Raw genomic sequence first — 16,085 nt, 5'->3', positions numbered from 1 at the left:
TATGACGGACACCTCGGCGCGGCTGTTGCGGCTCCTGTCGTTGTTGCAGACCCCGCGGGACTGGTCGGGGCCGGAGTTGGCGCAGCGGTTGGCGGTGACCACGCGGACCGTGCGCAACGACGTGGAACGGCTGCGCGGCCTGGGCTACCCGGTGCACGCGACACCGGGTCGGGCCGGTGGCTACCGGTTGGGGGCGGGCGCGGCGCTGCCGCCGTTGCTGCTCGACGACGAGGAGGCGGTGGCGGTGGCGATCGGGCTGCGCACCGCGCGCGGGGTGGCGGGGATCGAGGAGACCTCGGCGCGGGCGTTGGCCAAGCTGGAGCGGGTGTTGCCGTCGCGGCTGCGGCACCGGGTGAACGGGCTGGTCGGGGTGACGGTGCCGGCCGCGTCGTCGGGTCCGGCGGTGGCGGCGGAGGTGCTGACGGCGTTGGGGGCGGCGTGCCGGGCGCGGGAGGTGCTGCGGTTCGACTACTCCTCCCACGACGGCGCGGTGTCGTCGCGGCGGGTCGAGCCGTACCGGCTGGTGCACGCGCGGGGCCGCTGGTACCTGGTGGCGTGGGACCTGGAGCGCGGCGACTGGCGGACCTTCCGGGCCGACCGGGTGACGCCGCGGGTGCCGACGGGGCCGCGGTTCACGCCGCGGGAGCTGCCCTCCCCCGACCTGGCCGCGTACGTGTCGCGGGGGCTGGTGACGGCGACGTGGAAGTTCCGGGCGGACGTGCTGGTGCACGCGCCGGCGCAGGAGGTCGCGGCGAAGGTCCCGGAGGCGGCGGTGGAGGCGGTGGACGAAGGGCGGTGCGTGCTCAGCGTCGGGTCGGACACGCCGGGGTTGCTGGCGGTGTACCTGGGGATGCTGGACGCGGACTTCCACGTGACCGGTCCGCCGGAGCTGGTGGAGCGGGTGGGGGCGCTGGCGGACCGGTTCGCGCGGGCGGTGCGGCCCGGCGGTGCTCCCTAGTCCGCGGGGGTGTCGGCCTGGCGGGCGTTGATCTCGCGGCGCAGGGCGACGGCGTCGGCGCGGACCCGTCGAGGGGTTTCGCGGTCGAGCAGGGCGCGGCGCATGAGGTCGGCGATCGCGGGCTGGTCGGCGGGGGTGAAGCCGCGGCGGGTGATCTCCTGGGTGCCGATGCGCAGGCCGCGCATCCCCTCGTCGGGGTGCTGCCAGGGCAGGCCGATTCCGGACAGGTAGATCCCGGCTTCGCCGAGCAGCAGGCCCGCGGCCTCGCCGCCGCCGAGGTCGTGGGCGTCGATCGCGAGGTGGTGGGAGCGGGTGTGCTCGCCGTCGCGGCCGACCACGGTGAACCCCTCGTCGGCCAGCGCCGCCGCGAGGGTCTGGGCGTTGCGGACGCAGGCGCGGGCGTAGGCGGGGCCGTGGACGGCGAGTTCGGCGGCGGTGACGGCGAGCGCGCCCAGGCGGCCGGCGTCGTAGTTGGCGAGCATGCCGGGGTAGGCGACGGTGGAGACGCGTTGGGCCAGGGCGGGGTCGCGGGTGACGACGCAGCCGCCGGAGGGGCCGCCGAAGGACTTGTAGGTGGAGAAGGTCAGGACGTGCGCGCCTTCGTGCAGGGGGCGCTGGAACACCTTGCCGGCGACGAGCCCGGCCATGTGGGAGGCGTCGTAGAGCAGGATCGCGCCGACCTCGTCGGCGGCGGCGCGGACGGCGGCGACGTCGTGCGGGAACAGCATCATGCTCGCGCCGATGACGACGATCCTCGGCCGGTGTTCGCGCAGGAACCCCGGCAGGCGGTCGTGGTCGAGGTCCAGGCGGGCGGGGTCGTAGGGCAGGTCCACCACGGTCAGGCCGCGCACCCCGGGGACGCCCTGGGCGTGGTGGCTGGCGTGCCCGCCGGCGGCTTCGGGCAGCACGGCGATGGTGTCGCCGGGCTCGGCGAAGGCGGTGTAGACGGCCAGGTTCGCCAGGGTCGCGCTTTGCAGCCGGACCTCGGCGTGCGCGCCTTCCACGAGGTCGGCGACCAGCAGCGGGGCCAGCACTTCCAGGGTGTCGAGGTGGTCGAGGCCGACCTGGTACTTCTCGCCGGGCCAGCCCATGCTGGGCCGGTTGGACAGGGTCGCCAGGGTGGCGGACGCGGCGGCGGGGCTGAGCACGTTGGTGCCCGCGTAGAGCACGATGCCGTCGTCGTCCACCTGGGCGGCGTGGGCGTCGAGGGCCTTGCGGACGGTGTCGGCCACCCCCGTCGGGGACAGGTCGGCGGAGACGGCGGCCTCGACCTCGGCGAGTCGGGCCTGGGCGCGCGGCGAGGCCCACGGGGCGATCCGGCTGGTGGTCACGTCCTCGACGCTAGGCGGGCGGGTGTGCGCCGCGGGTCGCGGAGTTTTCCTACATTTGTCGAGTGCAGGAACTGTTGGACGAGCTGTCGCGGGCGCTGGGGCGCGGGGTGTCGGTGGACGACGTGTCCGGCCGGGTGGTCGGGCACAGCGCGCAGACCGACGAGGTGGACCCGGCGCGGGTGCGGGCGATCCTGTCGCGGCGGGTGCCGCCGGAGGTCGCGGCGTGGCAGGACCGGCACGGGGTGGCCGAGGCGACCGGGCCGGTGCGGGTGCCGGCGAACGCGGAGCTGGGGTTCACCGAGCGGGTGGGGTTCCCGTTGCGGCGCGGCGGGGCGCTGGTGGGGTTCCTGTGGGTGTTGGGGGCGGAGGTGGACGAAGGGGTGGTGGCCGCGCACCTGCCCGCGTTGGCGGCGGCGGTGCGGGTGCGCGGGGATTCCCCGCCGGTGCGGGTGGTGGTGGGCTGGGAGCCGCGGGTGGTGCGGACGGTGGAGCCGGGCGCGCCGCTGCCCGCGCTGCCGGGGCACGTGGGGGTGAGCGAGCCGCACCCGCCGGAGCGGGCCGGGGCGGCCTACCAGCAGGCGTTGGCGGCGGCGGAGCTCTCGGCGCTGGACCCGGGGTTGCCGCGGGTGGTGCGGTGGTCGGAGCTGGGCGCGTACCGGTTGTTGTTGGGCGGGTCGGCGCGGGAGGTGTTGGCGGGGTTGTCGCCGACGTTGCTGGCCACGTTGGAGGCCTACCTGGACTCGGGGTGCGACGCGCGGGCGACGGCGGCGGCGCTGCACCTGCACCGGACGTCGCTGTACTACCGGTTGGGGCGCATCGCGGAGTTGACCGGGCGTGACCCGGCGGACGGTCGGGCGCGGTTGGAGCTGCACCTGGCGTTGAAGATGGCCCGGTTGGCCCGCCGGCGTCAGCCGTAGACGCCTTCGACGGCGCCGGCGGCGATGGCGGTGACGACCTTGAAGGCCTGCATCGCGAGGGTCATGGAGGCGGCGTCGAAGCCGACCCGGCGCGGGGAGAGCAGCTCGACGGTGGGGACGACGGCGGCGGCCGCGGCCAGGTGGGTGGCGTCGAACTCGACCTCGACGCGGTGCGGGCCGGTGCGGGGTTCGTGGCGGGTGGCGCGGGCGGTGGCTTCGCGGGCCGCGGTGGTGATCAGCGGGTGGGTGACGGCCGGCGGCAGGCAGATGGCGGCGTAGCGGCTGACGCACTCCTTGACGGGGACGAGCCGGGCGTCCGGGGCCCAGGTGGCGGCGTCGGCGCAGGTGCGGTCGTCGCCGGTGACCATGATGACCGGGACGCCGTGCTCGGCGGCCAGGGCGGCGTTGAGGAGGCCTTCGCTCGCGGGGACGCCGTCGAGCCACACGCCGGTGACCTGGTTCTCCAGGTAGGTGTGGGCCAGCACGCCCTCCTCGCCCGCGCCGGCGTGGTAGCCGAGGAAGACCACGCCGTCGACGCCGGAGTCGATGCCCTGCATCATCGACAGGGGTTTGTGGCGGCCGGTGAGCATGCGGGCGCGGGGGTCGAGGTCCTCCAGCAGGAGGTTGCGCTGGTCGTTGTGCGCTTCGTTGACCAGCACGTCGTCCGCGCCGCCCGCGAACAGGCCTTCGACGCAGGCGTTGACGTCTCCTGTGAACACCCGCCGGAACCGCTGCCACGGCTCGGTGCCGGGCAGGACGTCGTCGGTCCACGTGACGCCGGTGGCACCCTCCATGTCGGCCGACACCAAGATCCTCCGCATACCGCCAACCTAGGGCTCCCCGCACCGCCCGCACCACCGGGTGACGGGGTGTGACAGCGCCGCCTACCGGTGACAGCGCCGCCTACCGGTGACAGCGCCGCCTACCGGTGACAGCGCCGCCTACCGGTGGCAGCGCTGCCCGACGTCGCGACGTCCGCCGAAGCGGTGCGTCGACTGACCGCAGCGGTGATCGAGATTTCCTGGCAGTTCGCCGTCTGCGCGCAGGAGCCGAGCAGCGATCTTGCGTTCGCGGTGCCGTTGAGCTGCGCTTGGCCGAGCAGTTGCTGGACAGCCGGCTCGCCGCGCCGAACCTTGGTGCTGCCGCTCGGATGATGGGAAACGCGACATCTCGCCCGGTTCGAGGTGGGGAATGTGCCGAACCTGTCGACGAAGTCGCTCAGCATCGCCAATGCGATTGCCACCAGACAGGACGACGCGTTCGCGGCGTTTCGCACCGAGCTGCGGTCGGCGGTGGACCAGCTGGAGCAGGGTCTCTCCACCGGCAGGCCGTGTGCGGGCTTCGTCGGTGCCTGCGGCGATCGGCGCTGCGGGGATGCTGATGCTGTCCCCCTTGGCCCGGCGTTCAGTGCTACCGCGGGCTTGGCGACGGCCGTGACCGCCGTCGGCCGGCAGTGGTTGATGGGAAGACGAACCACCAAGGGAGTTGCGGTCGGCGTTAGGTACTTCTCGATGGTCGGTGGAGCGGCAGCCCTTTGGTGTGCCCGGTAGAGAGCATGCCGGGCACACCAAAGGGGTGGCTTACAGGTACTTCTTCAGCTCCCGCTTGGCCAGGGACATGCGGTGGACCTCGTCGGGGCCGTCGGCCAGGCGCAGGGTTCGGGCCTGGGCCCACAGGTCGGCCAGGGGGAAGTCCTGGGAGACGCCGCCCGCGCCGTGGGCTTGGATGGCCTTGTCGACCACCCATTCGGCCATCAGCGGGGTGGCGATCTTGATGGCCTGGATCTCGGTGTGCGCGCCCTTGTTGCCGACGGTGTCCATCAGCCACGCCGTCTTGAGCACGAGCAGGCGGGCCTGTTCGATGCGGACCCTCGCTTCGGCGATCCACTCCTGGACCACGCCCTGCCGGGCGATGGGCTGCCCGAACGCGACCCGGGAGACCGCGCGGCGGCACATGAGTTCCAGGGCTCGTTCGGCGATGCCGATCAGGCGCATGCAGTGGTGGATGCGGCCGGGGCCGAGGCGGGCCTGGGCGATGGCGAAGCCCTCGCCCTCGCCGGCGATGAGGTTCTCGGCCGGGACGCGGACGTTGTCGAACACGATCTCGGCGTGGCCGCCGTGGGAGGCGTCGGTGTAGCCGAAGACGTGCATGCCGCGCTTGACGTGCACGCCCGGCGTGTCGCGCGGCACCAGGATCATCGCTTGTTGGCGGTGGCGTTCGGCGTCGGGATCGGTCTTGCCCATCACGATGAAGATGGCGCAGTTGGGGGCCATCGCGCCCGAGGACCACCACTTGGTGCCGTTGACGACGTAGTGGTCGCCGTCGCGTTCGATGCGGGTGGCGATGTTGGTGGCGTCGGAGGAGGCGACGTCGGGTTCGGTCATGCAGAACGCGGAGCGGATCTCGCCGTCGAGCAGGGGCCGCAGCCACTGCTTCTTCTGCTGCTCGGTGCCGAACATGGCCAGCACCTCCATGTTCCCGGTGTCGGGCGCGGCGCAGTTGAGCGCCTCCGGGGCCAGGTGCGGGCTGCGGCCGGTGATCTCGGCCAGCGGCGCGTACTGCAGGTTGGTCAGGCCCGCGCCGTGCTCGGCGTCGGGCAGGAACAGGTTCCACAGGCCCTGGCGGCGCGCTTCGGCCTTGAGGTCCTCGATCACCGGCGGGCGGGCCCACGGGTCGGCCGCTTCGGCGAGTTGGCGGTGGGCGACCTCCTCGGCCGGGTGGACGTGCTCGTCCATGAACCGCAGCAGCTTCTGCCGCAGCTCTTCGGTCTTGGCGTCGTAGGCGAAGTCCATCAGCGCACTCCTCCGGTGGCGGCGAGCCCCTGCCGGACCAGCGGCAGGGTGAGGTTCCCGATCTGGTCGAATCCCGCCCCGACCGTCTTGCCGGTGGTGAAGCGGAAGTGGATGCCTTCGAGGATCACGGCGAGCTTGAAGTAGGCGAACGCGGTGTACCAGCCCAGTCCGGACACGTCCGCGCCGCTGCGGGCGGCGTAGCGCTCGGTCAGCTCGTCGGCGGTGGCGAAGCCGGGCAGGCCCAGCACGGTGCCGGTGACGGGGTCGTCGTCCAGGCCGACGCCGGTCCAGTAGACGCGCAGCAGGCCCAGGTCGGCCAGCGGGTCGCCGAGGGTGGCCATCTCCCAGTCCAGGACGGCGCTGACGTCCACGGGGTCGGCGGTGACCAGGACGTTGTCCAGGCGGTAGTCGCCGTGCACGATCGTGGCGCGCGGCGAGTCGGGGACGGTGTCGGCCAGCCGGGCGCGCAGCTCGTCGATGCCGGGCAGCTCGCGGCTGCGGGAGGCGTCGAGCTGCTTGCCCCAGCGGGTGACCTGGCGGCGCAGGAACCCTTCGGGGCGGCCGAAGTCGGCCAGACCGACCGCGGCGGGGTCCACGGCGTGCAGGTCGGCCAGCACGTCGACCAGCCGGTGGGACAGGGCGCGGGCCGCGTCGGGGGTCAGCCACGGGCACTGGTCGCGGTGGCGCAGGGCGGTGCCGGGCATCTCCTGCATGAGGTAGAACGGCGCGCCGAGCACGTCGGGGTCCTCGCACAGGTGCTCGACCCCCGGCACGGGGACGTCGGTGCCGGCCAGCGCGGCGATGACGCGGTGTTCGCGGGCCATGTCGTGGGCGGTGGCCAGGACGTGGCCCAGCGGCGGGCGGCGCAGCACCCAGCGGCGCGCGCCGTCGGTGACGCGGTAGGTGAGGTTGGACCGGCCGCCGGGGATCAGTTCGCCGGTCAGCGGCGGGGTGCCGAGGTGGGCGGCGAGGCGGTGCAGGTCCAGGCCGGGCAGGTCGGTGGCGGGGCTGCTCACAGGTCGGCTCCCAGGGGGTCGTGCCCGAGCAGGTCGGCCAGGACGGCGCGGCTGGACTCGGCGTCGGTGTGCCGGTGGGCGTGCAGGCCGACGGCGCGGGCGCCCTCGACGTTGACCGGGGCGTCGTCGAGGAACACGCAGCGGTGGGCGGGCACGCCGATGAGGTCGAGGGTGTGGGTGAAGATGGCGGGGTCGGGCTTGCGCAGCCCGATCCGCCCGCTGATCACGACGGTGTCGAACAGCTCCAGCAGCAGGTCCTCGGGGTAGCCCTCGCCCCAGCTGTTGGACAGCAGCACGGTGGGGACGCCGGCCGCGCGGATGCCGCGGACCAGCCCGACCATCGCGGGGTCGGGGGTGGCGCTGCCGAACATGCGGCGCAGCAGGCCCTTGGCGGCGATCTCGCGGCCGTCGAGGGTGACCAGTTCGGCCGCCAGCAGCGCCTCGAACTCGTCGGTGGACAGCTCGCCGGTCTCCAGCCGGAACACCGGGTTGTCGGGGGCGGCCTCACGCCCCATCCAGCCGCGCATGGTCGCGCCGTAGCGCTCGCGGTCGATGTTCTCGCGGGTCAGCCAGTCCTCGATGAACGCGGGGACGGACACGGTGAGCACGCCGCCCCAGTCCAGCACCACCGCGTCGACGCGTCGGTCCGTTTCAGCCACGCCGCGAGGGTACCGACCGGTCGGTATGTAGGCAACGGTCGGGCGCGCTACGGCGTGGCGTTGCGCAGTCGGATGCCGCTGAACTGCAGTTTCCGGGCGGTGACCTGGTGCCAGAACGGCCACAGCGTCGGCAGGACCCGCAGTTCGATGCCGGCTCGCTCGTGCAGCGCGAACAGGTCCGGGACGCGTTCGGGCGGGCCCAGCGGGGTGACCGGGGCCGTGGCGACGTGGGCGTTGTCGCCGAAGGGGCGGAAGTGCTCGGCGGCGAACCGGTAGGCGTAGAGGCGGACCGTGCGCATGGCCTCCAGCCAGCCGTACTCGACGGCGTGGACGCGGTTCGGGCCGAGCCACTCGGCGTCCGCGGCCGGGGTGTCGGGGGTGGTCCAGGCCATCGCGCGGGGGCACTGGCGGGGGAACCAGTAGGCGGGGGCCTGGTCGTGGTCGACGGTCCACACGTAGGCCTCGGGTTGGCGGGCGGTGGCGGCGACGTGGGGGACGAAGGCGGTGATGGCGGGGTCTTCGGAGAAGTGCAGGAGTTCGCCGGGTGCGGGGCGCATGGTGTGGCAGTGTCGCGGGGTCGGACCAGCGGCGCGATCGGGTTTCGCGGCGGGGTCGCGTCGCTACGATCACGGGCATGGTCGACCCGGGCGGCACACCCCCCAACCCCTCGCAGGTGTGGCTGACCGCGCCGGGCGCGGCGAGGACGCAGAAGGTCGTCGGGGGGTTCACGGTCGTCTCGACGCTGCTGGCGGGCACGCTCGGGGTGGTCCACGCCGACGCCGCGTGGCAGGTCGTGCTGTGGGTGGTCGCGTCGGTGGTCGTGGTGCTGCTCGGCGTGGGGATCGCGGCGCGGGCGGGTGAGGACGCGCGGGCGACCGTCGCGTTGCGCGCCACCGGGGTGGCGACGCGGGCGGAGGTCCTGTCGGCCGAGGAGAACGCCGGGGAAGACGACGTGTCCTACGCGTTGACGTTGTGGGTCGCGCTGCCGGGTGGTGCGGGGTTCCAGGCGGTGCACAGCTGCGGCAACCACACGTGCGTCAGCGCGGCGCAGCGGTCGGACGCGGTGCTGGAGGTCCTGGTGGACCCGGTCGTGCGCACGTGGGCCGTCGTGCACTGAAACCGCGCCGGGATGACCGCAGGGGTGCGGTCCGGGGACCGGCGGTGGCCGTTCGCGCGCACGGGGTGAGGGGGTCGGCTTGCCCGGCGTGCGCGGACTCCACCATCATTGCGCGCGCGGGGTGGCGAGGAGGGCGCGTGAGCGGCAACGGCGCGTTGCACCGGGAGGTGCTGGACCGGGCCGATGTCGGTTTCGGTGTGACCGACGGGCAGGGCGTGTTGCGCTGGGTGAACCCGGCGTTGGCGGAGATCCTCGGGGTCGCGGTGGACCGGGTGGCGGGCAGGTCGCTGCCCGCGCTGCTGCCGGGCGCGCCGGAACGGCCGCGGTCGGGGCTGGCGCTGCTGACCCCGTCGGCCTACCGCAAGGGCCACCGCTGGCTGGAGGTGACCTGCCAGCCGCTGGGTTCCGAGGACGAGCTGCTCTACCGCGTGGTGGACGTGACGGCGTGGCGGGACCGGGAGCTGGAGGCCACGCACGAGGCGGACGCGTTGCGCCGCGCGCAGGTGCTGGGGCGGATGGGCACGTGGGAGTGGCACATCGCCGAGGACCGGGTGGTGTGGTCGGACACGCTGCTGGAGATGTTCGGGTTCCCGCCCGACACCAAGCTGGACTTCGACGCCTACGCCGACCTGGTGCACCCCGACGACCTGTCGATGATCCAGGCGACGCTGGAGCAGGCCATGCGCACCGGCGCGGGTTTCTCCTACACCCACCGGATGATGCTGGCCGACCGGCGCACCGAGCGGTGGTTCGAGTGCTTCGGCGAGATCATCACCGCCGAGGACGGCACGCCGCTGCGCGCGCTGGGCACCGCGCACGACATCACCCGCGCCCGCCGGGTGCACGACGAGCTGCTGGCGCTGGCCGAGCAGGACCCGTTGACGGGCCTGGCCAACCGGCGCGCGGTGACCCGGGAGCTGGAGCGGCGGCTGGCCTCCGGCGGCCAGGGGTCGTTGCTGCTGCTGGACCTGGACAACTTCAAGGACGTCAACGACCTGCGCGGTCACGCGGTGGGCGACCGGTTGATGAAGGCGCTGGCGGGGACGCTGCGGTCGCGGCTGTCCGGGTCGGGCCTGTCGGGGTCGGGGTTGATCGGCCGGCTGGGCGGGGACGAGTTCGCGGTGGTGCTGCCCGACTGCCCGCCGGAGAAGGCGCGGCTGGTCGCCGAGGGCCTGCGCGACGCGGTGGCGGCGTTGCCGCCGGTGGCGGTGTCGGCGCGGGTCACGGTGTCCACCGGGGTCGCCGAGTACGGCGCGGGGGACACGTGGGAGCTGGTGCTGGCGAACGCCGACCTGGCGCTGTACGCGTCGAAGGCGGCGGGCCGCAACCGGGTGACGGTGTACGAGCCGGGGCACTACGCGGACACCGCGAAGCGGGTGTCGGTGATGGACCGGCTGCGCGCGGCGCTGGAGAACGGCGGGTTCGCGCTGCACGCGATGCCGATGGTGCAGTTGGCGTCGGGCCGCACGCTGGGCCACGAGCTGCTGCTGCGCCTGGAGGACCACCAGGACCCGCCGCTGGGCCCGGCGGAGTTCCTGGCCGAGGCGGAACGGTCCAACCTGGTGCTCGACATCGACCGGTGGGTGCTGTCCACGGCGATCGACGCGCTGGTCGCGCACCCCGGCCTGGACCTGAAGTTCAACGTCAACATCTCCGGCCGGACGCTGGAGGACGAGGACTTCGGCGGGTTCGTGCTGGACCGGCTGGCCACGGCCGGGGTCGCGCCGGGCCGGTTGGGGTTGGAGATCACCGAGACGGCGGCGGTGACCAACCTGGACGCGGCGCGGGCGTTGGCGTTGCAGCTGCGCGGGTTCGGCTGCCGGATCACCCTGGACGACTTCGGCAGCGGGTTCGGGTCGTTCGTGCACCTCAAGCACCTGCCGATCACCGGGATCAAGATCGACGGCGAGTTCGTGCGCGGGATCGACGAGCGCTCCACCGACGCGGTGCTGGTGTCGGGGATCGTGGAGATCGCCCGCGGTCTGGGCCTGTCGGCGGTGGCGGAGTGGGTGGAGCGACCCGCCCAGGTGGAGACGTTGACCCGGTTGGGGGTGCGGGTCGGGCAGGGTTTCCACCTGGGTCGCCCGATCCCGCTGACGACCCTCCTTTCGGGTGATGCTGTGAGTCCGAACGGAGCATTGTCGTCACCCCGGGTGGGTGCGGAGGATGGGGCGCGTTCCTGATCACACCCCCCGCCGATGGGACCCGCCGACGTGACCGGAGTTTCCCCGACCCCCTCACGCGGTGTGCGCCGCGTCGAGCTGGGCGCGCCCGATCCCGAGCCGATCGCCGACTTCTACGCCCACCTGCTGGGCTGGGTGGTGATCCCCGAGCCGGACGGCGTGTTCAGCGGCTGGGTGGGTGACCGGCTGGCGCTGCGGGTGCGGCCGGGCGAGGACGGGTTCCGGGTGGTGTTCGCGGGCGGCGACCCGCGGGAGCTGCGCGAGGGCGCGGCGGTGGACTCGGGGCGGGTGCTGCACGGGCCGTGGGCGCCGGAGCCGCGGGCGGGTGAGCCGTGCTGGGTGGAGTTCATGGGCGCGGCGGACGACGCGTTCTGGACCGGCGAGCTGGGGTGGGCGGCGCGCACGCCGGACGAGCCGTTCACCGTCTACGACAGCGAGTCGCGGGCGGTGGCGGGCAGGCTGGTCGGCGAGGCGCAGCGCTGGGTGTGCTACTTCGCGGTGCCCGACGCGGCCAAGACGTGCGAGGTGGCCGCCGAGCTCGGCGGCGCCGTGCTCGTCGGGGCGACGGAGGTGCCCACCGGGGTGGTGGCGTCGATCGCCGACCCGTCCGGTGCGGTGTTCGCGGTGCTGCAGGACCCGGCCGGGTGGGGCGGGAGCTGGGCTTAGCCGAGCCCGGGTGGGAAGCCGCCGGTGGCGATCGGCCCCCAGGAGTCGATGGTGACGCGCAGCAGCACCTTGCCCTGGCGGATCATGGCGGCGCGGTAGTCGTCCCAGTCGGGGTGCTCGCCGGAGACCGACCGGTAGTAGTCGACCAGCGGTCGCAGTGCCTCGGGCAGGTCCAGGACCTCGGCGTGCCCGTCGACCTGCACGTAGGGGCCGTTCCAGTCGTCGGACAGGACGCACACGGCCACGCGCGGGTCGCGGCGGGCGTTGCGGGACTTGGCGCGCTGCGGGTAGGTGGCGACGACGATCCGGCCGTGGTCGTCGACGCCGCAGGTGACCGGCGAGGTCTGGGGGCGGCCGTCGCGGCGGGTGGTGACCAGCAGCGCGCGGTGGCGGGGGCGCAGGAACTCCAGCAACCCGGCGCGGTCGGGCGTGCGGGCGGTGGCGATCTTCGGCATCGGGCCAGCGTAGGAGAGGATGTGGCCATGCCCCGCTTCTCCTCCTACGACGGCACCGGGTTGGCCTATCGCGTGGTCGGCTCCGGCGAGCCGCTGGTGTGCCTGCCCGGCGGCGCCGGCCGGGCCGTGTCCTACCTGGGCGACCTGGGCGGCCTGGGCGCGCACCGCTCGCTGGTGCTGCTGGACAACCGCGGCACCGGCGACTCGGACGTGCCCGCCTCCACCGACACCTACCGCCGCGACCGGCTGGCGCTGGACGTGGAGGCGCTGCGGCAGCACCTGGGCCTGCAGCGGCTGGACGTGCTGGGCCACTCGGCGGGCTCGGGCATCGCGATGGCCTACGCCGAGCACTTCCCGCACAACCTGTCGAGCCTGGTGCTGCTGACCCCGGCGCTGCGCGCGGTGGGCATGACCCCGACCGAGGCGGACTGGGCCGACCACCTGGCGCGGCACGCGGACCAGCCCTGGCACGCCGAGGCGGTGGCGGCGCTGCGCGCCTGGGTCGCCGGCGACGACTCCCTGCACAACCGCCTCACCGCCGCCCCGCTGTTCTACGGCTCCTGGACCCCCGCCGCCCAGTCCCACGCCGCGGCCGAGGACGCCGAACGCTCCACCGAGGCCCAACGCGGCTACTCGGCCGAGGGCGCGTTCAGCCCCGGCCACACCCGCCGCGCGCTGGCCGACCTGTCCATCCCGGTCCTGGTCTACGCGGGCGGCGCGGACCCGGTCGCCCCGCCGCACATGGTGCGGCAACTGGCGGACCTGATCCCGGGCGCGCAGTACGCGGAACAGCCGGGGGCGGGGCACTTCCCGTGGATCGACGACGCCGAGTTCATGGTCAAGCGCCTGGCGGAGTTCCTGACCTGACCCGGCGGCGTCACCGCCAAAGCGCGCACCAAGTCGGCGGCAGCCACGCTGCGCCCACGTCCACAGCCGCCCCACCGACCGCCGACGAACCCGCCGCGACCACCAGCCTCACCCGACCACCGACCGGCCTCACCCGCGCAGCGCGGCCAGCAGCCCGTCCCGCCCGAAACCAGCGCCCCGGGCCGAGGCCGCCGCGAACCCCTCCGCGCCCAGCGCACCCCGGGCCGCGCTCTCCGCCGCCAGCACGTCCGGGTCCACCGGCGCCACCGCGCCCCGCAGCCCACGGGCCGCGCCCAGCAGTTCCGCCGCGCCCGCCGCGTCGCCCTCCGCCAGGCACGACTGCGCCCACGCCTCGGCGACCTTGGCCAGCACCATCGGGTTGCCCCACTCCGCCGCCGACTCCACGACCAGCCCCCACACCGCCCGCGCCGCCGCCACGTCCCCACCCGCCAGCTCCAGCCGCCCCACCGCGACGTGGATGTGCGAGCGCACCTCCTCCGGCCCGAACCAGCCCCGCGGGCACACCCGCAGCGCCTCCTCGCACCACCCGCGCGCCACGGCCAACTCGCCCCGGTGCCGCGCCACCTCCGCCATCCCCAGCCGCACCTCGGCCAGCGTCTCCACCGACCCCTGCGACCGGGCCATCACCGCCGCCCGCTCCAGGTCCGCCCACGCCGCGTCGAACGACCCGCGGTGGCAGTGCCACTCCGCGCGCTGCGCCAGCATGCTCGCCGTGTGCTCGGTCGCGCCGAACTGCTCGCCCAACGCCAACGCCTCGTCCAGGTACGCCAACGCCGAGGACAGGTCACCCGCGGCGCGCGACAGTTCCGCCAGCTGCGCCAGCACCATCGACATGCCCCACCGCTCACCCAACCCGCGGAACCCGGCCAACGCCGACTCGTGCGCCTGCCGCGCCTCGCCCAACCGGCCCGCGTACTGGTACTGCATCCCCAACCCGGCCAGCGCCAGCGACCGCGACCACGGGTCCGCCCCCACCAGGTGACCCCGCCGGGCGTCCAACGTCGGCTCGCCCAGGTCCGGCACCCCGTAGGCCATGCCCCACAACATCGTCAGGAACGGCCTCGTCGGCGGCCCCACGAACCCCTCCGGCACGTCCTGCCGCGGCGACAGCGCCCCCGGCACCGCCTCACCGGCCGCCGACGCCGCCAACGCGCACAGCAGGTGCTCCTCGCTCAACCCGGGCGGCGCGACCGGGCCCACCGCCCGCACCACCTCCGCCGCCAGCGCCGCCCCCTCCGACCGCAGCCCCCGCAGCCAGAAGTACCAACCCAGCTCCGCGACCAGCCGCAACGCCAGCTCACCGTCGTGCCCGGCCGCCCACCGGATCGCCGACTTGAGGTTCTCGTGCTCCCCGGCCACCGCCGCCAGCCACTCCAACTGCTCACCGCGCAACAGGTGCGGCGTCGCCCGGACCGCCACCCGCAGGAACCACCGCGCGTGCGCCCGCCGCACCGCCTCCCGCTCACCGGCCTCCTCCAGCCGCGCCGCACCGAACGCCCGGATCGTGTCCAACATCCGGTACCGGCCGCCGGACACCTCCACCAGCGACTTGTCCACCAGCATCGGCAGCACGTCGTCCGCGCCCGCCCCGCACACCGCCGCCGCGGACTCCAGCGTCGCCCCGTCGGCGAACACCGTCAGCCGACGCGCCACCACCCGCTCCTCGGCCGAGAGCAGGTCCCAGCTCCACTCGACCACCGCGTGCAGCGTCCGGTGCCGCGGCGCGGCGGCCCGGTTGCCGCGCGAGAGCAACCGGAACCGGTCGTCCAACCGGGCCGCGACCTCCGCCAGGGGCAGCGACCGCACCCGCGCCGCCGCCAGCTCGATCGCCAGCGGCATCCCGTCCAACGCCCGGCAGATCGCCACCACCAACGGCACCGTCCCCGCGTCCAGCCGGAACGACGGGTCCGCCGCCACCGCCCGGTCGGCGAACAGCGCGACAGCGGGGGAGGAGCCGTCCACCGCGGGCAGCGGCGGCACCGGCCGCACCGTCTCCCCGGTGACGCCCAACGCCTCCCGGCTCGTCGCCAACACCCGCAACCCCGGGCACGCCACCAGCAACGCGCCCGCCAACGCCGCCGCGTCCTCCACCACGTGCTCGCAGTTGTCCAACACCAGCAGCACGTCCCGTCCGGCCAGCGCCGCCACCAGCCGCTCCCGCGCCGCCCGCGCCACGCGCAGCCCGTCCTCCCGCAACCCCAACGCCGTCACCACGGCCTGCGGCACGTCCCCACCCGCCCCCAACGGGGCCAGGTCCACGAAGAACACGTCACCCGGCCGCGTCGCGGCGACCTCCACCGCCAACCGCGTCTTCCCCGCGCCACCGGGCCCCAGCAACGTCACCAGCCGCGACCGGTCCAACGCCTGCCCGACCAGCCGCACCTCCTCGCCGCGCCCGACGAAACTGGTCAGCTGCGCGGGCAGCACGTGCCGGCCCGCCGGCCGCTCACCCCGCAACACCTCGCCGTGCGCGGCGGCCAGCTCCGGCGACGGGTCCGCGCCCAGCTCCTCGGCCAACGCCCGCCGCGTCCGGTCCACCAGCGCCAACGCCTCGGCCTGCCGCCCCTCGCCGTGCAGGGCCCGCACCAGCCGCGCCACCAACCGCTCCCGCAACGGGTGCGCCGCCACCAGCTCCCGCAGCACCGCCACCGGCGCCACGTCGTGGTCCTCCACGACCTTGAGCCGCAACTCCTCCCACCGCGCCGCCAACACCGCCGCGAACGGCGCGTCCCCCACATCGGCCAACGCCGGCCCCCGCCACAACGCCAGCGCCTCACCCGGCAACCCGCGCGCCACCAGCTCCTCGAACCGCAACGCGTCGACGTCCCACGGGTCCACCACCAGCCGGTACCCGGCCGCCGACCGCTCGACCCCCACGTCCAGCACCGACCGCAGCCGCGACACCTGCGACTGCACCGCGTTCACGACCCCGGCCGGCGGACGCTCCCCGTACAGCGCGTCCACGAGCCGGTCGATCCCCACCACCCGCCCGGCGTCCACCGCCAGCACCGCCAACAACGCCCGCAACCCGGCCCCGCCGACCCGGATCTCCGACCCGTCGACACGCCGCGCCACCACCGGGCCGAGCACCCCGAACCTCACG

General features: G+C 74.5%; 15 protein-coding genes. 6 read left to right on the top strand and 9 right to left on the bottom strand.

Annotated elements, in window-relative coordinates; genetic code table 11:
* Nucleotide 1: 1 nt before the first annotated feature.
* The gene (locus tag AB0A74_RS22270; RefSeq protein WP_358252098.1) at nt 2–958 is read left to right on the top strand and encodes a YafY family protein; all 957 of its coding nucleotides are present in this window, start codon (nt 2–4) and stop codon (nt 956–958) included.
* Here the strand turns inward: AB0A74_RS22270 and AB0A74_RS22265 are convergent.
* On the bottom strand, nt 955–2,289 hold the full coding sequence (locus AB0A74_RS22265; protein ID WP_358252096.1) for a DegT/DnrJ/EryC1/StrS family aminotransferase: 1,335 nt from the start codon (nt 2,287–2,289) through the stop codon (nt 955–957). The genes AB0A74_RS22270 and AB0A74_RS22265 overlap by 4 nt on opposite strands.
* 62 nt (nt 2,290–2,351) lie before the next feature.
* Between AB0A74_RS22265 and AB0A74_RS22260 the strand changes: the two genes are divergently transcribed.
* Nucleotides 2,352–3,206, top strand: coding sequence for a helix-turn-helix domain-containing protein (locus AB0A74_RS22260; protein ID WP_358252094.1), 855 nt, complete (start codon nt 2,352–2,354; stop codon nt 3,204–3,206).
* Here AB0A74_RS22260 and AB0A74_RS22255 read toward each other — a convergent pair.
* The 6 genes from AB0A74_RS22255 to AB0A74_RS22230 form a co-directional block, all read right to left on the bottom strand.
* Nucleotides 3,197–4,027: a M55 family metallopeptidase gene (locus AB0A74_RS22255; RefSeq protein ID WP_358252092.1), complete on the bottom strand. Its 831-nt coding sequence runs from the start codon at nt 4,025–4,027 to the stop codon at nt 3,197–3,199. The genes AB0A74_RS22260 and AB0A74_RS22255 overlap by 10 nt on opposite strands.
* A 101-nt stretch (nt 4,028–4,128) precedes the next feature.
* Nucleotides 4,129–4,449 (bottom strand): hypothetical protein, encoded by a 321-nt coding sequence (locus tag AB0A74_RS22250; RefSeq protein ID WP_358252090.1) that lies wholly within the window; start codon nt 4,447–4,449, stop codon nt 4,129–4,131.
* Between the two features lie 337 nt (nt 4,450–4,786).
* Nucleotides 4,787–5,998: an acyl-CoA dehydrogenase family protein gene (locus AB0A74_RS22245; RefSeq protein WP_358252088.1), complete on the bottom strand. Its 1,212-nt coding sequence runs from the start codon at nt 5,996–5,998 to the stop codon at nt 4,787–4,789.
* Nucleotides 5,998–7,014, bottom strand: coding sequence for a phosphotransferase family protein (locus AB0A74_RS22240; RefSeq protein ID WP_358252087.1), 1,017 nt, complete (start codon nt 7,012–7,014; stop codon nt 5,998–6,000). Before AB0A74_RS22240 ends, AB0A74_RS22245 begins: the two co-directional genes overlap by 1 nt.
* Nucleotides 7,011–7,673, bottom strand: coding sequence for an HAD family phosphatase (locus AB0A74_RS22235; RefSeq protein WP_358252086.1), 663 nt, complete (start codon nt 7,671–7,673; stop codon nt 7,011–7,013). Before AB0A74_RS22235 ends, AB0A74_RS22240 begins: the two co-directional genes overlap by 4 nt.
* A gap of 47 nt (nt 7,674–7,720) precedes the next feature.
* Complete coding sequence (locus AB0A74_RS22230) at nt 7,721–8,230, bottom strand: DUF6886 family protein (protein WP_358252085.1); 510 nt, start codon at nt 8,228–8,230, stop codon at nt 7,721–7,723.
* 77 nt (nt 8,231–8,307) lie between these two features.
* Between AB0A74_RS22230 and AB0A74_RS22225 the strand changes: the two genes are divergently transcribed.
* The 3 genes from AB0A74_RS22225 to AB0A74_RS22215 all read left to right on the top strand — a co-directional run bounded on the left by AB0A74_RS22225 (nt 8,308) and on the right by AB0A74_RS22215 (nt 11,639).
* Entirely contained in the window at nt 8,308–8,790 is a 483-nt protein-coding gene (locus tag AB0A74_RS22225; protein ID WP_358252084.1) for a hypothetical protein, read from the top strand.
* Nucleotides 8,791–8,927: 137 nt separating this feature from the next.
* Nucleotides 8,928–10,973 carry an EAL domain-containing protein gene (locus AB0A74_RS22220; protein WP_358252083.1) on the top strand — a complete coding sequence of 682 codons (2,046 nt, stop codon included), beginning with the start codon at nt 8,928–8,930 and terminating at the stop codon, nt 10,971–10,973.
* A 63-nt stretch (nt 10,974–11,036) separates the two neighbouring features.
* The gene (locus AB0A74_RS22215; RefSeq protein WP_358252082.1) at nt 11,037–11,639 is read left to right on the top strand and encodes a VOC family protein; all 603 of its coding nucleotides are present in this window, start codon (nt 11,037–11,039) and stop codon (nt 11,637–11,639) included.
* Here the strand turns inward: AB0A74_RS22215 and AB0A74_RS22210 are convergent.
* Nucleotides 11,636–12,094 (bottom strand): PPOX class F420-dependent oxidoreductase, encoded by a 459-nt coding sequence (locus AB0A74_RS22210; RefSeq protein ID WP_358252081.1) that lies wholly within the window; start codon nt 12,092–12,094, stop codon nt 11,636–11,638. The two genes, AB0A74_RS22215 and AB0A74_RS22210, sit on opposite strands and share 4 nt — an antisense overlap.
* A 27-nt stretch (nt 12,095–12,121) precedes the next feature.
* On the opposite strand from AB0A74_RS22210, the gene AB0A74_RS22205 reads away from it, so the two are divergent.
* On the top strand, nt 12,122–12,961 hold the full coding sequence (locus tag AB0A74_RS22205) for an alpha/beta hydrolase (protein WP_358252079.1): 840 nt from the start codon (nt 12,122–12,124) through the stop codon (nt 12,959–12,961).
* Between the two features lie 129 nt (nt 12,962–13,090).
* Here the strand turns inward: AB0A74_RS22205 and AB0A74_RS22200 are convergent, their stop codons facing one another.
* The gene (locus tag AB0A74_RS22200) at nt 13,091–16,084 is read right to left on the bottom strand and encodes a BTAD domain-containing putative transcriptional regulator (RefSeq protein WP_358252077.1); all 2,994 of its coding nucleotides are present in this window, start codon (nt 16,082–16,084) and stop codon (nt 13,091–13,093) included.
* Nucleotide 16,085: the final 1 nt, after the last annotated feature.

This window comes from Saccharothrix sp. NPDC042600, assembly GCF_040647305.1.
In the GTDB taxonomy this organism is placed as follows: Bacteria; Actinomycetota; Actinomycetes; order Mycobacteriales; family Pseudonocardiaceae; genus Actinosynnema; species Actinosynnema mutabilis.
Note: the sequence above shows the minus strand (reverse complement) of the source record. Positions and strands in the feature narration are given on the sequence as shown.

What these genes read in the sequence shown, in the direction of transcription:
- AB0A74_RS22205 (WP_358252079.1), top strand. Translation starts at nt 12,122, where the DNA reads ATGCCCCGCTTCTCCTCCTACGACGGCACCGGGTTGGCCTATCGCGTG.
- AB0A74_RS22270 (WP_358252098.1), top strand. Translation starts at nt 2, where the DNA reads ATGACGGACACCTCGGCGCGGCTGTTGCGGCTCCTGTCGTTGTTGCAG.
- AB0A74_RS22225 (WP_358252084.1), top strand. Translation starts at nt 8,308, where the DNA reads ATGGTCGACCCGGGCGGCACACCCCCCAACCCCTCGCAGGTGTGGCTG.
- AB0A74_RS22210 (WP_358252081.1), bottom strand. Translation starts at nt 12,094, where the DNA reads ATGCCGAAGATCGCCACCGCCCGCACGCCCGACCGCGCCGGGTTGCTG.
- AB0A74_RS22255 (WP_358252092.1), bottom strand. Translation starts at nt 4,027, where the DNA reads ATGCGGAGGATCTTGGTGTCGGCCGACATGGAGGGTGCCACCGGCGTC.
- AB0A74_RS22230 (WP_358252085.1), bottom strand. Translation starts at nt 8,230, where the DNA reads ATGCGCCCCGCACCCGGCGAACTCCTGCACTTCTCCGAAGACCCCGCC.
- AB0A74_RS22245 (WP_358252088.1), bottom strand. Translation starts at nt 5,998, where the DNA reads ATGGACTTCGCCTACGACGCCAAGACCGAAGAGCTGCGGCAGAAGCTG.